Source organism: Cutibacterium porci (genome assembly GCF_009696315.1).
Taxonomy (GTDB): domain Bacteria; phylum Actinomycetota; class Actinomycetes; order Propionibacteriales; family Propionibacteriaceae; genus Cutibacterium; species Cutibacterium porci.
The window spans coordinates 566,139-587,057 of the sequence record NZ_VUMG01000001.1 but is presented as its reverse complement, the minus strand read 5'-3'; the positions used below and the strand labels follow the sequence as shown (position 1 = coordinate 587,057).

Here is a 20,919-nt window from a genome sequence, read left to right as displayed (position 1 = left end):
ATCCCAGCTGAGAAATGCCTACTTCCAACGAACCGATATTCCTGTCAGCCCTGGCAATCAATGGTCCGACCCAGCGTGCCGACCTTGCGCGCCTCATCGGCGTGTCGCGGACGAGCGCGTCGAACCTCGCCCGCATTCTTCACGACGACGGTCTGATCGAGGACCTGCCAAAACCCGGGGTCGCAGCCTCTAGGTATCCACTCTCAACCAGTCCGAAGGCCGGGTTACTCGCCGCGATGGTCGTCTCGGATAAGGAAGTTGGCGTCTCGATCTCCCACCTCGACGGGTCACGTCAAGCCACTGCTGCTGCCGCGCTCAACCCCGCAGATTCACCACGAGTCTGGATCCAAACGGGCATACAACAGCTCCAGCACCTCATCGCTCGCTCGTACCCGTCTGAGCCCACTCCTGACATTCGACAGTGCCTCGTTGCAGTACCCACCCAGGCAGACGCTGACACCGGAGAGGTATATCCCTCACCTGCTTCTCGCCGATGGATCGGTATCAATGCTCTTGAAAGTGTGTCAGGCGCCCTCATGTGCCCTGTCCGCATCAATAACACCGCCCGCGTGGAAGGTTTGTGCGAACACGATGCTGCCGGCTCAGACCCTTCATCGGTCACCTGCTACGCACGATTTAGCCATGGCGTCGCCCTCAGCCACATTGTCCACGGTGAAATAGCAGCTGGAGCCCACGGCGGCAGTGGAGAACTGGGCCACACCGTGGTGAATATGTCCGGCCCGCAGTGTTCATGCGGCAATCACGGGTGCCTCATGCAGTACACGTCGATCCCCGCGCTTCAGACCAGGATCCGTCGCGTATGGCCAAATACGGAAGCTAGGCCCCCAGCCCTGCTAGATCTCCTCGCGACGCCGTCTGGCACCTGGCCTCCGGAAGCCACCAACCTGCTGCGCGACGCTGGCAAGATCGCTGGAAACGCACTCGCGAACGTGGCGAACCTGCTCGATCCAGACCTTCTTGTCGTGGGAGGGGAGCTAGGCGTCGCGGATTCACCATTTTTTGACGAACTCGCTCTGACTGTTCGGCAACGCACCCTGCCGCTCATCTCGACACATCTGACAATCAGCCATGCCGAGTCCTCGCGTGACCTGAAACGGGTAGCTCTGGCGGCAACTGAGAGCCTGCGCTCAGATACGAAGCTCATGACGGCGATCTGCGCCGATCTCACCAACCGGTCATCTAACCAGGGAAAGACCCCACATATGATGACGCGGAATTTACCGGGCTCCCGCCGCTGATACCGCCTCGGGGAGAGTGACGAACCACACGTCTATGGGTTCCACAGAGCCAACTACGGGAATCGAACCCGTGACCTACGCTTTACGAGAGCGCCGTTTGCGCTGATCCGCGCCACCGGCCGCCCGAACCCGCCACATAAGCGGGTCAGCGGGCTTCTAGCCGGGTCATGACGGATCTTCAGGGACCGTGAAGTATCAGTTCGCGTCCGTACCCGTGTGCGTACCTTCCAACGCCGCGCTCATTGCGTCGGTCATGGGGGTGAGGTCGGTGAGATCGGTGTAGGACTGGCGGTTCTCGTCCTGGGTGTGGCCGAACGAGGCCGACCTGACATCGGCCGGAACACCGAGGTTCATGGCGATCGTGTTGAGGGTGGCCCGCCACACGTGGGAGCGGGCCGTGACCAGCAGCTCGATGTCCAGGGCTTCGGCGGTCTGAACGTAGAGCTCGGCGATGGCCCGGGCCCGCTGGCGCTGTTCCCAGATCTTCTCCGGCTTGGCCGGCGAACCGATGACCGGGACGGTGGGGTCGTCGCCCTCCCTGGCCCGGATCCGCTCGGCGACGCGCTCGTCGAGGACGGGGACGGTCCGGGCCCTGTGGGTCTTCGACAGGTTCGCGGTGACGGTGACGGTCATCCGCCCCTCCCCGCGGCCGGAGACGTCAAGCCAGGTGATCCCGGCCGCCTCGGAGACCCGCAGCCCGGTGGTGGCCTGCAGCAAAGAGATATCGAGGGCGTTGCGCCGTACCGCGATCCTGTCGGCCAGGGTGTACATGCCCCGCTTGGGCGGCGCGACGCCCTCGGCGGGATCCAGAGCCAGCCAGTGGTTGACGACGGCCCGCCACTGGTCGCGGGACAGTGCCCGGCCACCGCGCACCGGGTCGGACTTCCCGAGGTCGAGCTGCTGGCCGCGGATGGGCGAGGCGGTGATGACCTCGTCGCGGATCAGCTGGCTCAGGACGTACTTGCTCAGCACCGATCGCGCCTGATGGGCCGACTCGGGGCTGTGCTCGGTGGCAATGGTCTTCAGGACGTCCTCCAGGGCGCGGAAGTGGGTCGCCGAGGCGATGGTGTGCCCCTTGAACGCGTCGGCGAGCCACTGGAGGGCTCCCAGGTACCGCGAGCGTGACGAGGGCCTCAGATCGGCGTTCTCGATGGCCGGGCGGGAGACCTGGCCGATGTAGTCGCTCATCGATGCCGACGGCTTCCAGCGGTGGCGCTCGTCCTCGCGCTTCAGCGCGGCCAGGGTGGCCCGGGCCCGGGCGCGGGCCTGACCCTGGGTGCGGCCCTTCGACCGGCGATGGACGACGGGACGGTCCTCGGCGATCCGGGCCGACCAGTCGAGCCAGTACACCCCGTCGCGCAGGCGGGGGTTGGCCCGGGTGATGGTGTCCTCACCGACGGTGAGCTTGGCGCTGGAGGCCTTGCGGGTTGCCATGAGGGAATCCTAACCGACTCGAACCAGCGGAAACATCTGTTGCTGGCCACGCGCCCTACTGCGCCCTAGTGAGCCGTGGTGATGCTAAGCGACGTGTGCGTACCGGTCAGTTCGTGTCCTTGCCCTGGCGCTGGTTCACAGTTCCGATCCCGGCGCTCCGCATGGACCCCACATAGTCTCCACGGCGCAACATGTTGTGGCGTGACGCCTCATGATCTACTACATTTGGTGTAGGACGTCGATCTGATGATCACCAGATCCCCTGCTCGCGATGAGGCATCGGCCCCGCGAGGGAGTCGCAATCCGTTCGGACTCCACACAGTTGCCTCCCCCTACGCCCTGTGGAGTTCTCATGTCTTCATCCATCCCGTCTGACGACGTTCGCCCCGCCTACCTGTCCTCCGACGACGCGGCCCGCTATCTGGCACTGTCGGTTCCGACCTTGAAGCGGTACCGCTATCAGGGGAAGGGCCCCGCCTACTCGACGCTCGGGCCGCGACGCGTCGTCTACGCCATTGCAGACCTGGACGCCTGGGTGGCCGCCAACCGCGTGGTTACCGGCGGTGCCCGGTGAGGATCCCCCGGCTGTTCTCAGCTTTGTACTCAGCCTTGAGAACTGCTCAGACCGCGCCACGGCGCGGTCTGAGTGCCCTGTTCTCATTGTTCTCAAGTTTTTCAATCTTGGCCTCGCATGCGCGTGCACGTGAGAATTCATCTGTACCCCTGTACCCCTGGTCCCCGGAGTGTCCCCTGTCCAGAACCGCTGCACCAGCATTCCTGCTTGTCACAGCCCGTACGCACGCGCCCGAGCCTGGTTCTGATCTAAGTGATCAAGGGGGTACAAGTGGGGGTACAACTCTTATTTTCTGTACCCACGGGGTACAGACTGGAGGGGCCAATTCGCTTCCGACTTGTACCCCCACCGAGGAGACCCCATGCGTGAGATGACGCCGACCGAGACGGCCAGAACGATCATGTTCGTCATCCCCGTCTCCCGGCTCACCGGCACCACCGAGGACCAGCGCCGGACCCTGGTCGAGAACCTGACCTCGCGCGCCCAGGTCAAGCTCTGGGGCCTCATCCTCCACGATCGGGACGACGCCACGGCGACCGCCCCCCACTGGCAGGGCGTGCTCCACACGACGAAGGCGCTGCCCGCCTCCCGGTTCCGCCAGTGGCTCCCCGGCTGTGAGCCCGTCCAGAAGGTCTCAGGCGGCCACCGTGGCCTCTTAGACACCATGGGCTACCTCACCCACGAGAACGAGCCCCCAGAAGCCCACAAGCACGTCTACGACGCCGAGGAGGTCTCCGCGACGCCGGGGTGGGACTGGTACGGCGAGTGGACCGAGGTTCTCAACTGCCGCCTGGAGCGTGAGCGCCGCTCCCTGGACCGGTCCAGGCCGTCTCGCTCGGCTGTCCTTGCCGCCGTGCGCGACGGGAGCATGAGCGCCGAGGACGGCTTCCACCACGGCGTGTCGAACATGCGCCAGCTCCGCCAGCTGAGGGCCGCCGCGCTCCGCGACATCCGGCCCGCCGATCTGCCCCCGGTGCGGGTGAACTTCTACGTGCAGGTTCCGGACACGGTGCATCCCTCCATGCAGAACCTCGTCGAGGCGCTGGCCCGCACGCTGGCCGATGACGGCCGGTTCTTCCGCATTCGGACTCACGGCAGGTTCGGCGACGGCAAGGAGGCCGACGGCTACGACGGGGAGTCGGTGCTCCTCATGACCGCCGACGATCTTGACCTGTGGGGTGCGCACTTCTCTCTTGGGTTCGAGGAGTCCGGGCCGATGGGCACCTTGACCGACGTGTTCACGATGCTGTCGGCCCGTCCCGAGCCGTGCCGCATCACCACGACACACGGACAGACTCAGCTCATTCACAAGCACACTGTGATCTTCGGGACACAGCCGTTCGAGAGGTTCCGCGCCAGCTTGGAGTATCGCTATGCGATGGTGATCAAGGACGCTCACGGCCAGGCGGCGGCCAGCCTGCCGATTGTCGTTCCGGTGGACGCCTCCGGCTTCACCGTCAACGTCAGCTCACGATTTGCCACGGGCCGCGGTGAACTTGACGGCTACGTCACGTCGGAGCGCTACCGCCTTGTCCTTGCCGACGCCGTGAAGGCCGCCCGCGCTCTCCCCGAGAGCGACCGCGCCGAGGCTGTCGCCGAGATCGAGGCCCGGCAGACCGCACCCATTGTCACCGCTGGCGACAGTGTTGCCGAGCGGATGGCCGACGAGGATTCGATCACCAAGGAGGAATACCTCGCGCGGTTCTCTGATATCAGTCAACCCATTTCTGAATTCTTTGCCCCGACTAGGGACTCCCAATGAACCCCATGAATTTGTCCGATACCGAAATCATCAGCCCTGACACACGAACAGGAGTCACCATGACCATCGACCACAAGGCCAAGCTGGCCGAGCTCAAGCGCCAGCAGAAGGCCGAGGAGAAGGCCATCGCCGATGAGGAGCGCGAGACCATGCGGCTGATCGCTGCGGCGGGACCCGCCCGGGTCACGGCCGTCACCGATCTCTACGCCCTGCTCGACGTCGCCCCTGAACCCGTCCTGACCCGGACGAGGACCAAGAAGGACGGCACGATCCAGACCTACACGCAGCCGCGCGACAAGGACGAGGCCATCCGCACCGGACGCCTGGTCGAGCTGGTGCACGCTGTCGTCGAGGAGCTGAACCGCTGCAGCCCGGACGTGCTGTCCCGGCTCAAGGCCGACGATGCCGCCGCGGTCGAGAGCCGCGGCGAGACCAAGACCGCGGCGGCCACCAGGAGCGATGAGCAGTACGACCAGCCCGACGGCACCCATTACGCCTACTCCGGCGACGGTGAGGATGAGACCAACGACGACCTTGGCGACATGCAGCCGTCGTGGGGATCCGAGGCTGTTGCCTCCTAGCACCGGCGCACATGTTGCACGACCCCCGTCACCTGCTGGTGACGGGGGGTTGTTCCGTACCACCGCACCGTTCACGGTGCACCGCTCGGGCCCTGCCCAACGTGTCCGGCAGGGGTGAGCGAGCTTGCGAGCGAGGGGGGACGCAGCCCCCCTTGTAGACACCGGCGGGCGAGGAACGAAACCGGCGGTGGGTGGGCTGACACGATGAGGGCGCTTGCGCCCGATATCGTGTCAGACTGCTTGCCTGGCCCGTACGTACGCAGTACTCTGGGCAGTATCACCCCTCGCCCGGAAGAGCAGCAATGGTCTCGATACGCACGGTGCCGCACGACGCGCCGCCCGGCGTTTTCGTGCGACTGTCGCCGGAGACCATGAAGCGGCTCGACGCCGACCGCACCGAGCTAGGGCTGTCGAGGGCGGCGATGCTCCGCGAGGTCTACGAGCGGTTCGCACCCGGCCCACAGGACGAGGGGCGCAGTGCCGCTGCCGAAGCGGTGGCACAGGCCGCGGGCGCGCTGTCCGGCATCGTCGACCGGCTGGTGGCCGCGCTGGCCGACACCGGGACCGCATGGGACAGCCGGGCCCGCCAGCGCCAGTCCATCGGCGTCCACTCCAACCAGGTCGCCAAGTACGCCAACGTGCTGCGGATCCGTGCCGAGCGCGGCGAGACCATCGACGCCGACGATGTCCGTCTCATCAGTGAGAGCCTGGACGCGATCCGCAGCGACCTGGCGCGACAGGCCGACGCCGAGTCCGGCGATGACCGGGTACTGGCCGGGGTGCGACGTGCCGCCGATGACCTGGCAGCGATCACGGCGAGGCTGCGATGACCACCGGCGGCGTCACCGTCAAGGTGCTGACGGGACGGGTGGCGGTATCCCTGCAGCGCTACCGCGACAGCCTCACCGACGACCAGGACGAGGAGCACCTCTACGACGCCACCCGCCACTGCTCCCACGACCTGCACGTTCAGATCGGCGAGTGGGCCCAGACCCGGCGACGTCACGGCACAGACGGCGCAGTCCGGCGGCCACGGGCCCGCTACGAGGTGTGCGACGATGACGGCCAGCACCCGAGTGGTGCCATGGGCGACACCGTCCGGGTCTGGGACGGCAAGCGCTGGCGCAAGCGACCGGCCCGCCCCGGCGAGACGCCGACGCACCTGCGCATTGAACCCGACGACACCATGGCGATCCGCGACTCCGAGGCCACCCACACCATCTACGCGGCCGGTGCCGACCTGGTGAACCCCGAGAACCCGGAGGAAAGCATGCGGTTCTTCGACGCCGTGGTGGCCCACAGGCAGCAGATGTACCCCGGCCTGCAGGAGTCGATCTGGGCCGAGCGCAACGGCAAGTCCGGCCTGGTCCACGTCCACGTCGCCTCCAACGCCACGATCTTTCAGGACTTCACGCTCGAAGGCCACCGGTACCGGGCGGGCCAGAAAATGGCCGGCGACATGACGAACGTCGACGCGACACGCGCCCGGTTCGAGCAGTACCTGGACACCCACCCCGAGCACGGCCTCATTCAGTCCCTGGCCAGGGTCGGCACCCCCGAGTACGACGCCGCGCAGGTCCGGTCGTCGCAGAAGGACTACTGGGAGGCCAGGCGTGGCAACGAGTCCTCCCACGACTACATCCGCCGGGCCGCACTGGAGTCGATGAGGACCTCCGCCGGCGACCGCGACCGGTACGTCACCGAGATGGCCAACCGCGGAATCGTGGTCGAGGAGGCCGGACTCCGACGGGGCAGGGCGACGAAGAAGCACGACTACACCTACCGGCTCACCGACGGGAAGGCCAGGGCCCGAGGGGCCACCATCGGACCCGAGTTTTCCTACGACGGCGTCGGAGCCATGCTGGAACTAGCGGCCGCCGGCCAGGAGATCGAGGCCAGGCGGCCCCAGCACGCCGGGCCCGCGAAACCCTTGCCGTACACGACGGAACCGCTCACGCCCGACGACCGGCAGGGCCTGCTCAGTCTTCGCCACGACGTCGAGGAGATGGCCCGACGCTCCCCCGCCGCCCGCACTCGGCAGGCGAAGCGCCAGGCTGAGAAGGAACTGGGCGCCCGTCGTGCCCGCGAGGCGACCGGAGCGGACAAGGGCCCTGGGGAGGTTCCGGCAATGGCCGAGGCGCGGGCAATCGACGCCGAAATGGCGAGGCTCACCCATGCCTACCCAGAACAGATGGGGCTGATGCGCAAGGCGTTCATCGACGACTGGCGCGCCCGACACCCCGCCGCCCACGCCGAGACGGTGAAGGTCAACGGTGAGCTCGGCCTGCGACGCGCCGTCCGAAGCGGAGAGCTGGAGACCGAGCTGCGTCGGCTGCGCCAGCCGTCGGCACCCACGGCCGCTGAGAAGCCCGTCTACACCTCGCGACTGCGCGGGGCACGGGTCACTACCGAGAAGATGCGGCTCCGACGCGATGCCCTGGCCGACCTCGACGAGCACTGGCACACCCGGGTACCGACCGACGAGTCCTCGGTCGCCGAGCGCCGGGCATGGGCGGCCGAACTGCGCGCCGCCGGGGGCATCGGCCCGAAAATGATGGGCAGATGGGCGACGGGGTTCTCGCCCGACGTGGCCGACCGGCTTCGGGCCTACGTGTCGCTCCGGGAGGTCCGACGGGCGTACGGCGACGCCCTGGCCACCCGCAAGGCCGAGGTGGTCCAGCGCCGGACCGATGCGAAGCGCTACCGAACGTGGGACGAGGGGTACTGGCAGGCCCGCGACCGGGTGAAGGAGGCCGGCGAGTGGGTCGAGTACCACCAGAACCGGGTCAGGGCGCTGGACTCCCAGATCCGCGACGGCGTCTACGCGACCGACACACCGGAGCTGAGCATCGAGTCCCCGCAGGTGCTCAAAGAGCGCCACCGGACAACTGCCCGCCGGACGCGCGACCGGACCGTCGAGACACAGGAGACCAGGAACCACGACGACCAGTTCTACGACCTCGGACTGGGTTGACCACGGCAAGCGAGACGTGGGAAGTGAATCTTCGCGCCAGGATCAGGGCCTCACGATGTGGTGGGGTCACCGGGGAGTCCCCCGACGGGCGTGCCCAGCTCGTGCTGCAGCCTCCTGGAGAAGGCCGCAGCCACCCTCATCGCCCATCGGGTTCAGAGGATGTTCTCCCGGTCGTTCTAGATCCCCCGCATCCGTCGGAAGAGCGAAGGGGCATCAGCCTGATAGACCCAGCTCCCCGGGACTGGATGCGGCAGGTACCAGCACCGACCGTCACCCAAGGGCTGTAGGTCCGCTGCACGGCACGCCGCCCGGTCCGCATCCTCACCGAGAAACTCGTTATGGCTGACCAGAAGACCGCCGGTGCCCACCACGAGCACCGTGGTGGCCGGATCGGCCTGCATAGTGTCCAGCAGCACCCTCAGGGTCGGTCCCAGCAAGAGCTCCAGCCGCCCCTCCACCGGAAGATCAGACGTGTCGCCGCCATTGATCTTCAGCCGGCTGACCAGCACGACGTCGGTAGCGCCGTCCTCGACGGTCTCGACCAAGTCGGTCGCCGCCCAGGCCATCTCAGCGGCCTCGGCGTCGAGCACGTCGGCGGCACCGACGAGATCAGGGCTGAAGGGCGACCGCGACACCCAGCCGAGCACATCGCCGATCCTCTTCTCCTTCCACTCGCCGGTCGGATCGTCGACCGGCCATCCCCGCAGCTCTCCGTGGAGAGACCGGATCTCCTCCTCACCCTCCCCGAGGAGCGTCACCTCCATGTCCAGCTCCCCCACACTCACACCCACAGCATCGATTTGCATGGCCGCGATCGTGCCACGCCAGACGGCGTCATCACAGGGTCCCCTTGAGCGACGTCGCCGAACTGACTCGTTTATGAGGCAGAACTCGTCCTGGGCCTGTGTCATCATCTGAGCATGGTTCACATCCGCGGTGAAATCATCCACCACCTCTACAAGCAGGCCGACGACCTGCTCCCGTTTTGCGGGACCTACCCCGGCTGGGATCCTGAGACCGGGGACTTCAACGCCGGCCACGACCGCGACACCCTGCTGGAGTTCCTGGAGGCCGGGATGACGTGCTGCGCGGTGTGCCTGTCACCGGCGGCCCTGGGCGGCTGGACTCCCCTGGCCCTCGACGACGGCGATGATCTGGATCCGCCCCTAGACGACGAGGACAAGGGCTTCTTCTACGGCGACGACCCGGCGGCCCACCGTCACGACGAATGAGGAGCTGAGATGACCGACCCCCTGTCCCGGATCCTCGACGCCGGGCTGGAGCTGGCGCGCCAGGAACTGGATGGCCGCGTCCTGGACGACGCCGAGGTCGCGGCCCTGGACTTCTGCGACGACATGGGCGCGGTCCGGTGGATCGCCGTCCACGAGGCGGGCGGCGGGGACGAGGACGAGGAGCTGGGGATCCCCGGGATCACGGGGACGTCGATCTCAGCGCACCGGCGACGGGGCCGGTGAATGAACGGAACGCCGGCCAAGCGGGAGCTTCAAACAACGACGCGGGTTGCGAACAATCTCTGTCATAACCATGAGACACGAAGGCATGTCCAGGCCAACCGTTCTCAATTCAAACACCGAGTTCTAAGATTCCACACGGGCCAACCCTTGATCTGCTCAGACTCCTCTTTAGAGAGCTTCTTCATAAGGAAATCTGCCTCGCGACCCTCACCGAGAAGAAGGGCGCAACCGATCTCGATCTTCTCCGAATCCTCCGAGTCTGTCCTCCCGGCGTCGCGCCTCAGCTCACGTATCATTTCCATATCGTCATCAGTGAGATCACCACCACGCGCCTTGATTTGCCATCTGTTCACCAAGTGGTGGCTCTTTTCACCGTTCTCCGCAATTACCCATTCATTGAGAATCGTGGCGGCGTGGAGAAACTCTTCAGATCTCCGTTCAACATCGTCCGCTGATTGAATCAAGTTGAGGACTGTCCTGTTTGATCGCCTGAAACCCCGATCATAGTCGCGAACTTCCTGATATGCGGGAACCAGGTTTCCGAGATGGAGATTTAATGTCCGGGACAATTCATCTCGGCCTACGACATCATATGGAGTAACCCTCTTGAACCCTGCCTCCTGGCCATTCTCGTCAGGTTTCCAAATGAGCTGCCGTGGCATCCTCGGGTCGAAGAAATCCATGGACTTCCAATGCTTCAGATCAGAGCCATGGAGCACCAGAAGCGAAACCGACCATTCACCTAACGACTGCCGCATCCTTGACGGTTCGTGGGTCTCGATTGGCAGTTCCTCCCCCATCACCAGTGCCGCGTACATCCTCTGAAGCGCAAGCTCATGAGCATCTGTCACACTGGAGGCGTCGACCAGCGTCGCATTGATCTCAAGCGCCTTGAACAGCTCGCCATATTCTCTATTCCTCTCAAGATAGGTCTTCAATCCCGCCGACACATTCTTTTCAGCGCAATCCAAGTGGAATGTCCGATCACCTCGTTGAATCGTTGACGTTTGAATGAGCGAAGATACGAACGCAGCAGCCTTGACGCAATCGTCAAGTGTTCCCTTACGCGAAATTGTCGAGCTTATCGTGGACGATTCAGATTCACTGTCAAAAGTCATGGAAAGTGCTGGGCTCAACTCGATCATGAATCTATAATCATCCAGCTGCTTGATAGCTGGATTCTCGTAGAGGATCCCGCCACACACGATCGATTCCCCCAATGAGTGGGAGACATAGGCCTCGGGCAGGAACTCCACTCTTCCGTTTAAGGGTACAGTCATCTTGCCAGTGCTCAGACTGAGGGAATAATTAAAATCGGACTGATCAAGAACCACAGGCCTGCTGAAGTCGATATCTTGGTCAGTATACAGCGCGAGAGACTTCGCATTCTCAAGCAGGGCCGGATCAATTCCATCGTCCGGGCGCTCGTGCGTCTTTCTGATTGCAATCTTGACCAGTGCTTCAATGTCAGCCACTGCAGACGGGAACCTCTTGACCTTAATCCGGTACTTCTTCTTGCTTCCCTCCTGTTGAAAAATCCCTTGTATGCGAAACGGACTCAGTAGAACGTAGGATACCATTCGATCCAAAGACTTTTCGTCAATCTCTACCCAGAAATATATAACCCCACCCGCCTTCTTATAGCCTTCGAGGTCCTCCCTGGACACATCCGCCTTGGAAGACCACGTTCGTCGATTCTTCTTCCTTGTCCTGCCCTTGACTTGGATGTCAACTCTCCCGTAGAAGTGATCTTTGCGATGCCTTCCGTCGTCGGTATACCAGGCAATATATCCGTCATTAAATGGTATTTTGTCTTTAGTCTCAATTTGGGAGTCCAGGTGTGGACACACAGAGATTATGCTTTTGACAGCAGCGACAGCCATCCCCTCGACATCCACTATCTTTCCCTCACATTCATATCATCAAATCAGCCCGAAGTATCCGTAATTCACTATCGGAACATTGGCCATAGGCGCGTCTTATTCACTTAGGGATACCCAGGCTCCTGAGGTACGTGATCCGTGCATCTATTGCCGCCGCGAAGTGCGCCCAATCAGCCATTGACGATGGTTCTCGGGGTGCCGGCCTCTCGGAATCGCTGACCAGCACGCACGCGGCATCATAGACACGTTGGGAGATCATCCGTTCGACCCCGAGCGCTATTCGGGATTGGTAGGAGCTTCCTTGCCATACAGGATCAATAGTTCCTCCAGCTACTTTCTTCGGCGTGGCTGGTCGTCGCGACTTCTCGTGATCCTCTACAACGATGAGATAGCCCAGCCAAGGAAGCTCATCGCCGAACCGCATGTCCACGGCCGCTTGGCGGATATCCGTCGAGGAGCCGAGCGCTTCCTCAATTCTGTTATTCGCATTGTTGCCGAATGACGGCCCGCCCAGCGCCTTCAGTTCAAACGCTGCGACAACGGTCTTGTGATGGGTGACAACGACATCCCAGTCCTTCGTCGGCCTGTAGTATCCGGGGAGAGTGACACCGCCATGGATCCTCACATCTTCCGGAGCGAAGCCCGCCTCAATGAAGGGCTTGGCCAGTACAGCGGCCACCGGGTCGAACTGGTGTCCGCCGCGAACCGAGCCTGCGGTGCCGGCACCGACAGCACCTGCGATCCTGGAGTTCTCGTTCTGCAGGTGCTTTCTGCCCCAGTAGGCGCTGAGCGCCTCCGTGATGTCCTCATAGACAAGCGTCATGAGGCTCAGACTATCGGTCAGCTATGACACGCCGTACAGGTCGTGCGCGACCCGGGACGCCTTCTCGCGGTCACGGCTCCGGAATGATTCCCTGAGAGCGTTTGCGTCGCCCCCAGAGATCGTGTCCGAGAGAGGTACCCGGATCGTACGGAGGTACTGGGCCTGGAGCCGGAGGGTTCCCCCCGCCATGCGCACGCAGTACGCCTCCACGAAAGCACTGGCGATGTCCGACAGGAGCAGTCCGCCCAGCACCTCAAGGTCCCATCGATCGCTGGTGATCCAGTAGACGTTGTGGTGCGGATATGCCTCCCCGGTCTCCAGATAGGGCGACAGCCGGGGCCGCATGTCGGCGATGAGGAGCTTCTCCCTGCTGGTGAGCCCGGGGATGACCTTGTCGATGGTCCTGAACCAGTTCTGAGGCTGCTTCCGGGAGACGAAACGATTACGTACCTCCGGCACGTCCAGCCACTTCCGCAACAGTGGATAGGCATCGAGGTCGACGAGCCGGCCGTCCGGGCCCCATGGGTTGACGAGGTAGTGCCCACCCCAGTGCAGCGTGCCGTTGAGGTCGGACCCCATCGTCATCGGCAGGAGGCGGTCGAGTTCCACCTCCGGCACGTCGTCGACGACGAACCTGGCGTCGCACCCGGAGGCCAGGCCGATCCCGATCCTGCAGCCGCTCTCCTCCAGGGTTGGGAGATCGGCCAGTGAGTCCAGCAGTGCCAACGTGTCGGGCGCTGCGGATGGCCAGAGGCCACGTCCCGTGTACCAATGATCCAGGCGATGGCCCCGCCAGCCCTCCCCCGACCCGGACTCAGCAGATCCGAGGGTGAACCGGGCAGCCTGGCGGGACTCGGCCTCCCCGAACTCCGAGGTCGTCGACACCACCACGGGGGCCCTCCCGGTGGCGCGCCCGATGACGGTGATCGCCGGGTAGGCCATCACCTTCTCGTGGAAGGCATCGACGTCGTGCATGGTCCAGACCGCCTCGACGTCGAACCCGTTTCCCACCATGGCCCGCAAGTCGGCACCGTAACTGTTCCGCATCCACCGATCTGCACAGATGAAGCCGGCCCGGCCCCCTGGGCGCAGGCTCTCCAGCGCCTTCTCCCAGAACCCGAGGTAGATGTCGCCTCGCCCCCTGATCGTCCGGCAGGTTGCCCGGTACAGCGCCGCGCGCTGATCACCGAGATCGTCCCACCTGATGTAGGGGGGGTTGCCAACCACGACGTCGGCCGGTTCTGGTTCTGCGAGCAGGTAGTCACCGCACTGGATCCAGGTGCCGGCGATCAGGCTGCTGACGTCCTGGTCGGCACCGGCCTTCAGGAGTGCATCCACAACGATCTGCCGGCATGTGGCGGCGTTGCCTGGATCGATGTCCCAGGCGCAGACAGCATCAACGAGGCTCCTCAGGGATATGTTCCGATTCCTGGCCCGCGCGATGAGTCGATCAAGCATCGGCACGAGGAATGATCCGTCACCGGCAGCCGGCTCAACAATCCTCCACTCCTCAAGTGGCGCGTCCACCGTGTACCCGACCAAGTCGAGGATCGTCTCGGCCACCCACCGACGGGTGTAGACCGCCCCGTTCTTCGGTGTCGTCGCTGCGTGGAGTGTCATGACACCAGAATAGGGGGGGAGCTGTGACACCATGCTCATCGCGAAGTTGAGACACTACGCATGTGGATCTTGCTTCGTTCTTCGCGATCGCCTTCGGTCTCATCGGCTGTATTACAGGGATCATCGGCTTGGTCCAAGCTCATCACGCGAATGAGCAGGCCAGCGAACAGCACCGGGCCATGGAGGACGCGAACGCACTCGCTCACGATGCGAACAGGTTCGCGATGGAAGCGAACAGAACTGCTCGTGAGGCCAACTAGATTGCCGAACGCGTGCAGAGTGACACCCTCGACCCCTCGCTGGTCTCCTGGAGCATCGTCACCAATGGGGAACACGTTCCGACCTGCATCCGCAACAACAGCGCCGATACCGCCCATCAGGTTCAGGTGTCGATCCTGTTCAACGGAGCCCAGATGGGGTCCCACACCTGCGACGAGGTCGCCGGACCAGAGGATATCCCCCTCGAACTCTCCCCGGCACGTGACGCGATCCTGGACGAGTTCCGCAGACAGCCGCTCAAGGTCCGCGGGGCCTTAGGACTCGATGGTGGCTCCACTTCACGCTCGCGAGATTCAAACGAGTACACGATTCGGTTCCAGCTCACGTGGCTGACCGCACTTGGACACAAGCGCACCAAGATCTTGGACCACACGGTCCGTGTCACCGAACGGCATGGTCGGCCGGAGTTCAAGAGGCCGACGACACCGGCGTAGATCTCCATGCGTACTTCCGTGCGTACCACGCGAACGGGGCACCTCCTGGGAGGTGCCTCGAATCGTCATCTGAGCCTGCAATGACGCCATTCACTGGAGCCAACTACGGGAATCGAACCCGTGACCTACGCTTTACGAGAGCGTCGCTCTACCGACTGAGCTAAGTTGGCACGCCCGCCATGGCAGGCTCGGACGACTATACCGGCACAATGTCCTCTTTGTGAAACCAACACGCATCGTCATGGAACACCATTCGACGCACGCCTGTCGGTGGCTCGCGATAACGTCACGTGTGTGACCAACGACAACACACACACCACTCACCAGATGGGATCAGAGGTCGACGAGGTTGCCGACCGCCACTGGGATGCCATGGTGGCCTCCAGCCCAATTCTGGCCACTAGCCTCGGTCTGGATCTCAACCAGGACGAATACGACGATCTATCCCCCGACGGTCTGGATGCGCAATACCGCCTCACCATGGACACCCTTGACCGCCTTGATCAAGCCATGCCTGCCGACGATACCGACAAGATCACTGTCGCCGCGATGCGCTCCTGCCTCGGATTGGAGGCCGAAACCCACGATAAGGGGTACGACCTCCTCACCCTCAACGGCATCGCCTCGGGCGTCCATGAGATCCGCGAAGTCTACGACGCTATGCCCACAGAAACCCCCGACCAAGTGTTGACGGTCGCGCGTCGACTGCATGCCACCGGTCCTGCTCTGGACGGCTGGTTGGCAACCCAACGCGCCTCGATCGATGCCGGGATCACGCCTGCCATCCGCCAAGTGAACCTCCTCGTTGAGCAGATCACCTCGTGGACCGCCGACGGCGGATTTTTTGACGGCTACTTCGCGCGAACCGCCTCCGACGACCTTCCTGAATCCGTGACGTCAGCACTCGCCGAAGGCATCGACGCGGCGAAGGCCAATTTCCGTCACACTGCCGAGGTTCTTGCCACCGACATCGCTCCGTTGGCCTCCACGACTGACGCCGTCGGCATCGACCGCTACCGGCTGGCATCCCGCCAATTTGTCGGCACCACCGTCGACCTCGCTGAGACCTACGAGTGGGGCAAACAGGAGCTCGCCCGCATCGAACAACTGCAGCGTGAGACCGCAGAGCGCATCCGCCCGGGGGCCAGTGTTAAGGAGGCTATAGCTGTCCTTGACGCCGATCCCGCCTACCAGATCGACGGCACTCAGGCTCTCAAAGCATGGATGCAGGAGCGCGCTGACGAGGCAATCTCCTTCCTGGACGGTACCCACTTTGATGTGCCCGAAAAGGCCAAGCGCATCGAGGGCATGATCGCCCCGACCCATGACGGTGGCGTCTACTACACGGCTCCTTCTGAGGACTTCTCCCGTCCTGGCCGGATGTGGTGGTCGGTGCCTGAGGGCGTCGATACCTTCACTACCTGGCGCGAGCTGACTACCGTCTACCACGAAGGCGTCCCAGGCCATCACCTGCAGACATCCTCTGCCATCGCAGCTCGCAATGAGCTCAACTCATGGCGACGCAACTACTGGACGTCAGGTTACGGCGAAGGCTGGGCCCTTTATGCCGAATGGCTGATGGCCGACCTCGGCTACATGGATGATCCCGGCCACTTCATGGGCCTGCTCGACGGGCAGTCCATGCGTGCTGCCCGCGTCGTCCTCGACATTGGACTCCACTGCCAGTTCGACGCCCCCGAAGAGGTCGGCGGTGGCGAATGGACCTGGGACAAGGCCTGGACCTTCTTCAACAACCACGTCTCTATGGACGAGGGCTCCGCCCGATACGAGGTCAACCGCTACTTCGGTTGGCCCGGGCAGGCACCGTCGTACAAGCTCGGCGAACGTACCTGGCTGGAATTGCGGGAGGCCGCAAAAGCCAACAACCCGAACTTTGACCTCAAGGAATACCACACCAAGGTTTTGCGGATGGGTGCCCTACCGCTCGACGTACTGCGTCGAGCAGTGCTCTCCTGACGAGGATTACCGTCGTGTCGCCAGTCGGTCGCAAGCTGGCTGGCAGTCACGACGGTGACTGGAGGCGCGTCGAGTTGCTCAGGGGTTACGCACACACAGGGCGCCGACGTACCCCGTGTCGTGACTCAGCTCATGGCGCACCGATACCCGGGTCAATCCTTCGGGACACTGCGACGACGGCTTGACGACGTCTTTGACGTACCGAGCACCATCCTCTTGGCATCCCACCGTCGGGACACGCCCGTCATCGACCCGCGCCCCTACGAGAACACACCGTCCATCCACAGCTTTGAGATCATTCCACGCGTGGGATCGCCACGCCCATTCCAGCGCGAGTAGAGCTGCCGCGAGCAAAGCTAGGCCCACAACGCGCACGACGATGCCGATTGCGTGGCGCTGGCTCAACGTCATGGGCGATCCCTCCTCACAAAGACAAGGGTAATGACGTCTCCCAAACTACCCGTTACCTGTGCGCTCGTCGGCACTCAAGCGACACGTCAGCACACTGTGTCGTTTTTAGGGACCTTGCCACCGTTGACATACCCCTCAACGGCGTCCTTGACGCACTGATTACCGAGCTCCCACGCAGAATGACCGGTTCCTCGCCAAGTCAGTAACACACCGGACGTGAGCTGGTCGGCCATCCATGTGGCCTGCTCATAGGGGGTGGCGGGATCCCCGGTCGCACCCAGCACAAGGATCGGCGCTGCGCCCTGGGCAGTCATGTACAGCTGTGGCGCTGGACGGGCCGTCCACACTTCACATGTCGGCATTGCCCCCAGAGCCTTACCCAAAGTCGGGGCTTTGGACATTTCCTTGGGCCATTCCTGACGCAGGTATTTCAAGCCAAAATCCGCTTGGTCAAGACAGGATATCGCAGGAAAAGCTGAAGCAATCGTCTGCCATTGACCATTATTATTTCGACCGTTAAGAAGGTCTGATGCCATCAAAAGATAGCTGGCATTTCCACCTTTCATAGCTGCCACGAGAGAGGCGGCCAAGTAGGTATAAGCTGGTTTACCCGAATACAGGAACATAGCAATACCAGTGGCCGCCAGGCTCTGCGTCAACTCTCGGCCATTAACTTTGATGGGGTGAGCGTCGAGGCGGTCCAAGAAGCCTAACGTCGCTGTGCGAACGTCAGCCTCGCTCGTTCCCACATCACACTGTTTTCCCTGCGTAGCGCACCACTTGGCGAAATCACCAAAGGCTCGGTCGAACCCGACGACTTGGCTGACAGTGTCGTGATTTGTGATATTCACCGTTGAGTCCAGCACCATATGCCCGACCCGTCCCGGATATAGCTCAGCGTAGGTGGCACCAAGGAACGTGCCATATGAGATGCCGAGATAATCAAGTTTCTCGTCCCCAACCAGGTACCTCAAATAGTCGAGATCACGAGCGGTGTCGATCGTTGAGACGTGATCCAGCAATGACCCCGAGTGCGCCCGGCAGCTGCGCGCAAAGTCTTTAGCGCCCCGGATGAGCTCATTCCATTCGGCCTCGTCGTCAGGAGAAGCGTCAAGATTAAATAGGTCATCCATCGTCTTCGCCGAGCCACAATCGACATGAGTCGACGCACCAGTACCGCGCAGGTCCCACCCGATGACGTTATGGTTGGCAAAGGCCGACGACTGGAAAGAATCTAACATCTCCTGGCCGGAGCCGCCTGGGCCGCCGGGATTGATGAACAGGGTGGCCTTAGCAGCACCCTCAGCCGGTTTACGCTTGAGCGCCAACGTGATTGCTGGGCCATCCGGGTCGTCCCAGTCCAACGGCACCGGAATGTCGGCGCACTGGAACTTCCCGCAACCGTGCCACGAAACCTTCCGCGACAGGTAGCGCTTCATTCCTTGACCAGCCGGCGCCTTGGCAAAATGGGTGTCGTCGTCCGCAGCGGGATGCATCGTCTGCCGATCGGGGCTGCGTGGGCCTTCCATGAGAGCGTGCGCTTTCGGATCGAAGAACGCGACCGGAGGGTTGGCGTCAGCCTTATCGCGCGCCGGTGCGATCGACGCCGTCGCCGACGCGCTCGGCCCGGCGGTTGTTGCACGCGTCGCAGAGACCGACGGGGTGGGAGCAGCATTCTTGCTGGTACATGCGGTGAACGCGAGCAAGCAACTAGCGACCAAGGTTGCCGCAATCATCCGGGAATCGCGTCGTCTCATGGGGTCCCTCCCAGGGTCAGGCGTCGTGGTGCTCAAGGTGCCGCCTGCGCGAACATGCCGACACCAGCGGACATCCCGGACCATCCGGGACACTGGCCTCCCCGAGGGCAGCCTCGAAATCAACATAATAAGGTGACTCGTACCGCAGGCAGCACATGAGTTTGCCGCACGCGCCCGTCACTGCCAAGGGGTTGGATGCCATCGACTGCTCGCTGGCAAGACGGTTCGGTACAGGCAGTGGTTCAGGCAGGAAGGTCGAGCAGCACAGCGGACGACCACATACTCCGACGCCACCGACGGCCCTAGCTGTATCGCGGCCACGAAGCTGACGCAGATCGATCCGGGCGTGTAACCGCCGCGCGAGGGGCCCAACAATCGTGGAAAACTCCACTCGCCGTGGAGCACGGAAATACACCGCGATGAGACGACCATCGTCAGACTCGACGAGGTCGATCGCCAACACCTCCATATCGACGCCCAGGTCCTCGACGGTGCGACGAGCTATGTCCAAAATCTCAGCCCGGGTGTGCCGGTCACGCGCTGCAGCGGCGACTGCGGCCTCGTCAGCTATCCCAGGGCAGATCGGCAACGTCGTGTCGAGATCGACGTCTTCGGGCCCCCACACGCACCGGCACACCAGCGGCCCGTCCGGGGTGGGATAAAACAGCCATGAACCTACCTCGACGTCGAGACCACCGACGTCGAGGTGAAAAAGTTGACCGTATTCGCGGAAAGCAACCGCTGCGACCCGACTCAGTAGCCGGCCTCCTCTGCCTTAGCGGCAGCACGGCTGCGCCGATAGGCAGCGTCAATGGACCACCCGCCGGCACCCAGGAAGACCAGCAACGCGCCACACCCGGCTAACAACAGCTCCAGCTCTCCCTTGAAACCTATCGTCTTGAAGATGGCGAAACTGCCCCAGAAGATAAAAGTCAGCGCAAGCACCATGATCGCGATGACGCCGACTCCCACGACGCGGGTAAACAGGCCAAGGATGATGCACACTGCGGCAATGCACTCGCAGATACCCAGCACCCACACACCGGTCTGAGCGTACCCGCTGGGCAGCGGAAGAGCCTGAACCGCGCGCATCGTGAGGTCTCGCTGGGTGAGGTGCTGGAATCCGTGAATCCCAACAATCCCGCCGACAATAAGGCGGAACAGGAACAAACCCAGCGATGCCATGGCCTTGTCAGTGGTGCGCTTGGGGGCGGGTTGTGTCACCGGCTCCGGCTCGGGCGCGGCATGGGCAGCACGACGTTGACGTTCAGCCTCGATGGCTTGACGATCAGCACGTTCACGGGCACGCTGCTCGGCTAGTTCGCGACGGCGGCGCTCTTCCTCAAACTCGCGGTCGTCGACAACGCGAGTCCTTTCGGTATCAGGACGGAAAACGTCGTCGTCAATGACGCTGGTGCGCTCCGAGTCCGCAGGTTCGATGACCTCAGTCTGGTTGGAATCGGCATCCACGCGGGAGGCCCCCGTCCGGATGACCCGGGTGGTCTCGGCGTCGGTGGAGTCCGCTGTAGTCCTCTTGATCGCCTTACTCACGCTCAATCCTCACGATTTGGGGACCGCACCGAGGATACGGCACGGCACATTCACACTTTGCCACGAAACTCGCTGCCACAGCCGCGCAACACACCGTTGTTATTTACTTCGTTATGCCTTGACAG

19 protein-coding genes and 2 tRNA genes are annotated in these 20,919 nt (G+C 63.2%); 10 read left to right on the top strand and 11 right to left on the bottom strand.

What is annotated here, in order from left to right; translation table 11 throughout:
- Positions 1-14: 14 nt before the first annotated feature.
- Positions 15-1,259: an ROK family transcriptional regulator gene (locus FYJ43_RS02425; RefSeq protein WP_154561610.1), complete on the top strand. Its 1,245-nt coding sequence runs from the start codon at positions 15-17 to the stop codon at positions 1,257-1,259.
- Between the two features lie 47 nt (positions 1,260-1,306).
- On the opposite strand, the gene FYJ43_RS02420 is transcribed toward FYJ43_RS02425, so the two are convergent.
- Together FYJ43_RS02420 and FYJ43_RS02415 are read right to left on the bottom strand one after the other, a co-directional pair.
- A tRNA-Thr gene (locus FYJ43_RS02420) sits at positions 1,307-1,379 on the bottom strand.
- A 75-nt stretch (positions 1,380-1,454) separates the two neighbouring features.
- On the bottom strand, positions 1,455-2,693 hold the full coding sequence (locus FYJ43_RS02415) for a tyrosine-type recombinase/integrase (protein ID WP_154561608.1): 1,239 nt from the start codon (positions 2,691-2,693) through the stop codon (positions 1,455-1,457).
- Between the two features lie 352 nt (positions 2,694-3,045).
- Here FYJ43_RS02415 and FYJ43_RS02410 point away from each other — a divergent pair, with 352 nt between their 5' ends.
- The 5 genes from FYJ43_RS02410 (at position 3,046) to FYJ43_RS02390 (ending at position 8,584) form a co-directional block, all read left to right on the top strand.
- The gene (locus FYJ43_RS02410) at positions 3,046-3,267 is read left to right on the top strand and encodes a helix-turn-helix transcriptional regulator (protein WP_195839859.1); all 222 of its coding nucleotides are present in this window, start codon (positions 3,046-3,048) and stop codon (positions 3,265-3,267) included.
- 361 nt (positions 3,268-3,628) lie between these two features.
- The gene (locus FYJ43_RS02405; RefSeq protein WP_154561604.1) at positions 3,629-5,029 is read left to right on the top strand and encodes a hypothetical protein; all 1,401 of its coding nucleotides are present in this window, start codon (positions 3,629-3,631) and stop codon (positions 5,027-5,029) included.
- Between the two features lie 59 nt (positions 5,030-5,088).
- Entirely contained in the window at positions 5,089-5,610 is a 522-nt protein-coding gene (locus tag FYJ43_RS02400; protein ID WP_154561602.1) for a hypothetical protein, read from the top strand.
- A 302-nt stretch (positions 5,611-5,912) separates the two neighbouring features.
- Positions 5,913-6,440: a hypothetical protein gene (locus FYJ43_RS02395; protein ID WP_154561600.1), complete on the top strand. Its 528-nt coding sequence runs from the start codon at positions 5,913-5,915 to the stop codon at positions 6,438-6,440.
- The gene (locus FYJ43_RS02390; protein WP_154561598.1) at positions 6,437-8,584 is read left to right on the top strand and encodes a relaxase family protein; all 2,148 of its coding nucleotides are present in this window, start codon (positions 6,437-6,439) and stop codon (positions 8,582-8,584) included. Before FYJ43_RS02395 ends, FYJ43_RS02390 begins: the two co-directional genes overlap by 4 nt.
- 176 nt (positions 8,585-8,760) lie before the next feature.
- On the opposite strand, the gene FYJ43_RS02385 is transcribed toward FYJ43_RS02390, so the two are convergent.
- Complete coding sequence (locus FYJ43_RS02385) at positions 8,761-9,390, bottom strand: hypothetical protein (protein WP_195839858.1); 630 nt, start codon at positions 9,388-9,390, stop codon at positions 8,761-8,763.
- 114 nt (positions 9,391-9,504) lie between these two features.
- On the opposite strand from FYJ43_RS02385, the gene FYJ43_RS02380 reads away from it, so the two are divergent.
- Positions 9,505-9,816, top strand: coding sequence for a hypothetical protein (locus FYJ43_RS02380; protein ID WP_154561594.1), 312 nt, complete (start codon positions 9,505-9,507; stop codon positions 9,814-9,816).
- A 9-nt stretch (positions 9,817-9,825) separates the two neighbouring features.
- Entirely contained in the window at positions 9,826-10,059 is a 234-nt protein-coding gene (locus FYJ43_RS02375) for a hypothetical protein (RefSeq protein ID WP_154561592.1), read from the top strand.
- A gap of 104 nt (positions 10,060-10,163) precedes the next feature.
- On the opposite strand, the gene FYJ43_RS02370 is transcribed toward FYJ43_RS02375, so the two are convergent.
- The 3 genes from FYJ43_RS02370 to FYJ43_RS02360 all read right to left on the bottom strand — a co-directional run bounded on the left by FYJ43_RS02370 (position 10,164) and on the right by FYJ43_RS02360 (position 14,385).
- A complete protein-coding gene (locus FYJ43_RS02370) occupies positions 10,164-11,957 on the bottom strand; it encodes a hypothetical protein (protein WP_154561590.1) in 1,794 nt (597 codons plus the stop codon).
- 85 nt (positions 11,958-12,042) lie between these two features.
- Complete coding sequence (locus FYJ43_RS02365; RefSeq protein WP_154561588.1) at positions 12,043-12,765, bottom strand: PaeR7I family type II restriction endonuclease; 723 nt, start codon at positions 12,763-12,765, stop codon at positions 12,043-12,045.
- 21 nt (positions 12,766-12,786) lie between these two features.
- On the bottom strand, positions 12,787-14,385 hold the full coding sequence (locus FYJ43_RS02360; RefSeq protein WP_195839857.1) for an HsdM family class I SAM-dependent methyltransferase: 1,599 nt from the start codon (positions 14,383-14,385) through the stop codon (positions 12,787-12,789).
- A gap of 272 nt (positions 14,386-14,657) precedes the next feature.
- Here FYJ43_RS02360 and FYJ43_RS02355 point away from each other — a divergent pair, with 272 nt between their 5' ends.
- Positions 14,658-15,098, top strand: a complete 441-nt coding sequence (locus FYJ43_RS02355; RefSeq protein WP_154561584.1) for a hypothetical protein — start codon at positions 14,658-14,660, stop codon at positions 15,096-15,098.
- A gap of 94 nt (positions 15,099-15,192) precedes the next feature.
- On the opposite strand, the gene FYJ43_RS02350 is transcribed toward FYJ43_RS02355, so the two are convergent.
- Positions 15,193-15,268: transfer RNA gene (locus FYJ43_RS02350), tRNA-Thr, on the bottom strand.
- A 157-nt stretch (positions 15,269-15,425) separates the two neighbouring features.
- Here FYJ43_RS02350 and FYJ43_RS02345 point away from each other — a divergent pair.
- On the top strand, positions 15,426-17,075 hold the full coding sequence (locus tag FYJ43_RS02345) for a DUF885 domain-containing protein (protein WP_154562158.1): 1,650 nt from the start codon (positions 15,426-15,428) through the stop codon (positions 17,073-17,075).
- A gap of 78 nt (positions 17,076-17,153) precedes the next feature.
- Here the strand turns inward: FYJ43_RS02345 and FYJ43_RS02340 are convergent, their stop codons facing one another.
- From FYJ43_RS02340 to FYJ43_RS02325, 4 genes are all read right to left on the bottom strand, one after another.
- Positions 17,154-17,486 carry a hypothetical protein gene (locus FYJ43_RS02340; RefSeq protein ID WP_154561582.1) on the bottom strand — a complete coding sequence of 111 codons (333 nt, stop codon included), beginning with the start codon at positions 17,484-17,486 and terminating at the stop codon, positions 17,154-17,156.
- Positions 17,487-17,572: 86 nt separating this feature from the next.
- On the bottom strand, positions 17,573-19,015 hold the full coding sequence (locus FYJ43_RS02335; RefSeq protein WP_195839885.1) for an alpha/beta hydrolase: 1,443 nt from the start codon (positions 19,013-19,015) through the stop codon (positions 17,573-17,575).
- Between the two features lie 244 nt (positions 19,016-19,259).
- Entirely contained in the window at positions 19,260-19,910 is a 651-nt protein-coding gene (gene ricT, locus FYJ43_RS02330; protein WP_195839884.1) for a regulatory iron-sulfur-containing complex subunit RicT, read from the bottom strand.
- Between the two features lie 86 nt (positions 19,911-19,996).
- Positions 19,997-20,794 (bottom strand): DoxX family protein, encoded by a 798-nt coding sequence (locus FYJ43_RS02325; protein WP_326833243.1) that lies wholly within the window; start codon positions 20,792-20,794, stop codon positions 19,997-19,999.
- Positions 20,795-20,919: the final 125 nt, after the last annotated feature.

Coding starts and splice junctions, on each gene's coding strand:
- FYJ43_RS02345 (WP_154562158.1), top strand. CDS start 15,426: ATGGGATCAGAGGTCGACGAGGTTGCCGACCGCCACTGGGATGCCATG.
- FYJ43_RS02395 (WP_154561600.1), top strand. CDS start 5,913: ATGGTCTCGATACGCACGGTGCCGCACGACGCGCCGCCCGGCGTTTTC.
- FYJ43_RS02425 (WP_154561610.1), top strand. CDS start 15: ATGCCTACTTCCAACGAACCGATATTCCTGTCAGCCCTGGCAATCAAT.
- FYJ43_RS02365 (WP_154561588.1), bottom strand. CDS start 12,765: ATGACGCTTGTCTATGAGGACATCACGGAGGCGCTCAGCGCCTACTGG.
- FYJ43_RS02340 (WP_154561582.1), bottom strand. CDS start 17,486: ATGACGTTGAGCCAGCGCCACGCAATCGGCATCGTCGTGCGCGTTGTG.
- FYJ43_RS02380 (WP_154561594.1), top strand. CDS start 9,505: ATGGTTCACATCCGCGGTGAAATCATCCACCACCTCTACAAGCAGGCC.
- FYJ43_RS02400 (WP_154561602.1), top strand. CDS start 5,089: ATGACCATCGACCACAAGGCCAAGCTGGCCGAGCTCAAGCGCCAGCAG.
- FYJ43_RS02405 (WP_154561604.1), top strand. CDS start 3,629: ATGCGTGAGATGACGCCGACCGAGACGGCCAGAACGATCATGTTCGTC.
- FYJ43_RS02385 (WP_195839858.1), bottom strand. CDS start 9,390: ATGCAAATCGATGCTGTGGGTGTGAGTGTGGGGGAGCTGGACATGGAG.
- FYJ43_RS02360 (WP_195839857.1), bottom strand. CDS start 14,385: ATGACACTCCACGCAGCGACGACACCGAAGAACGGGGCGGTCTACACC.
- FYJ43_RS02410 (WP_195839859.1), top strand. CDS start 3,046: ATGTCTTCATCCATCCCGTCTGACGACGTTCGCCCCGCCTACCTGTCC.
- FYJ43_RS02415 (WP_154561608.1), bottom strand. CDS start 2,693: ATGGCAACCCGCAAGGCCTCCAGCGCCAAGCTCACCGTCGGTGAGGAC.
- FYJ43_RS02390 (WP_154561598.1), top strand. CDS start 6,437: ATGACCACCGGCGGCGTCACCGTCAAGGTGCTGACGGGACGGGTGGCG.
- FYJ43_RS02375 (WP_154561592.1), top strand. CDS start 9,826: ATGACCGACCCCCTGTCCCGGATCCTCGACGCCGGGCTGGAGCTGGCG.
- FYJ43_RS02335 (WP_195839885.1), bottom strand. CDS start 19,015: ATGGAAGGCCCACGCAGCCCCGATCGGCAGACGATGCATCCCGCTGCG.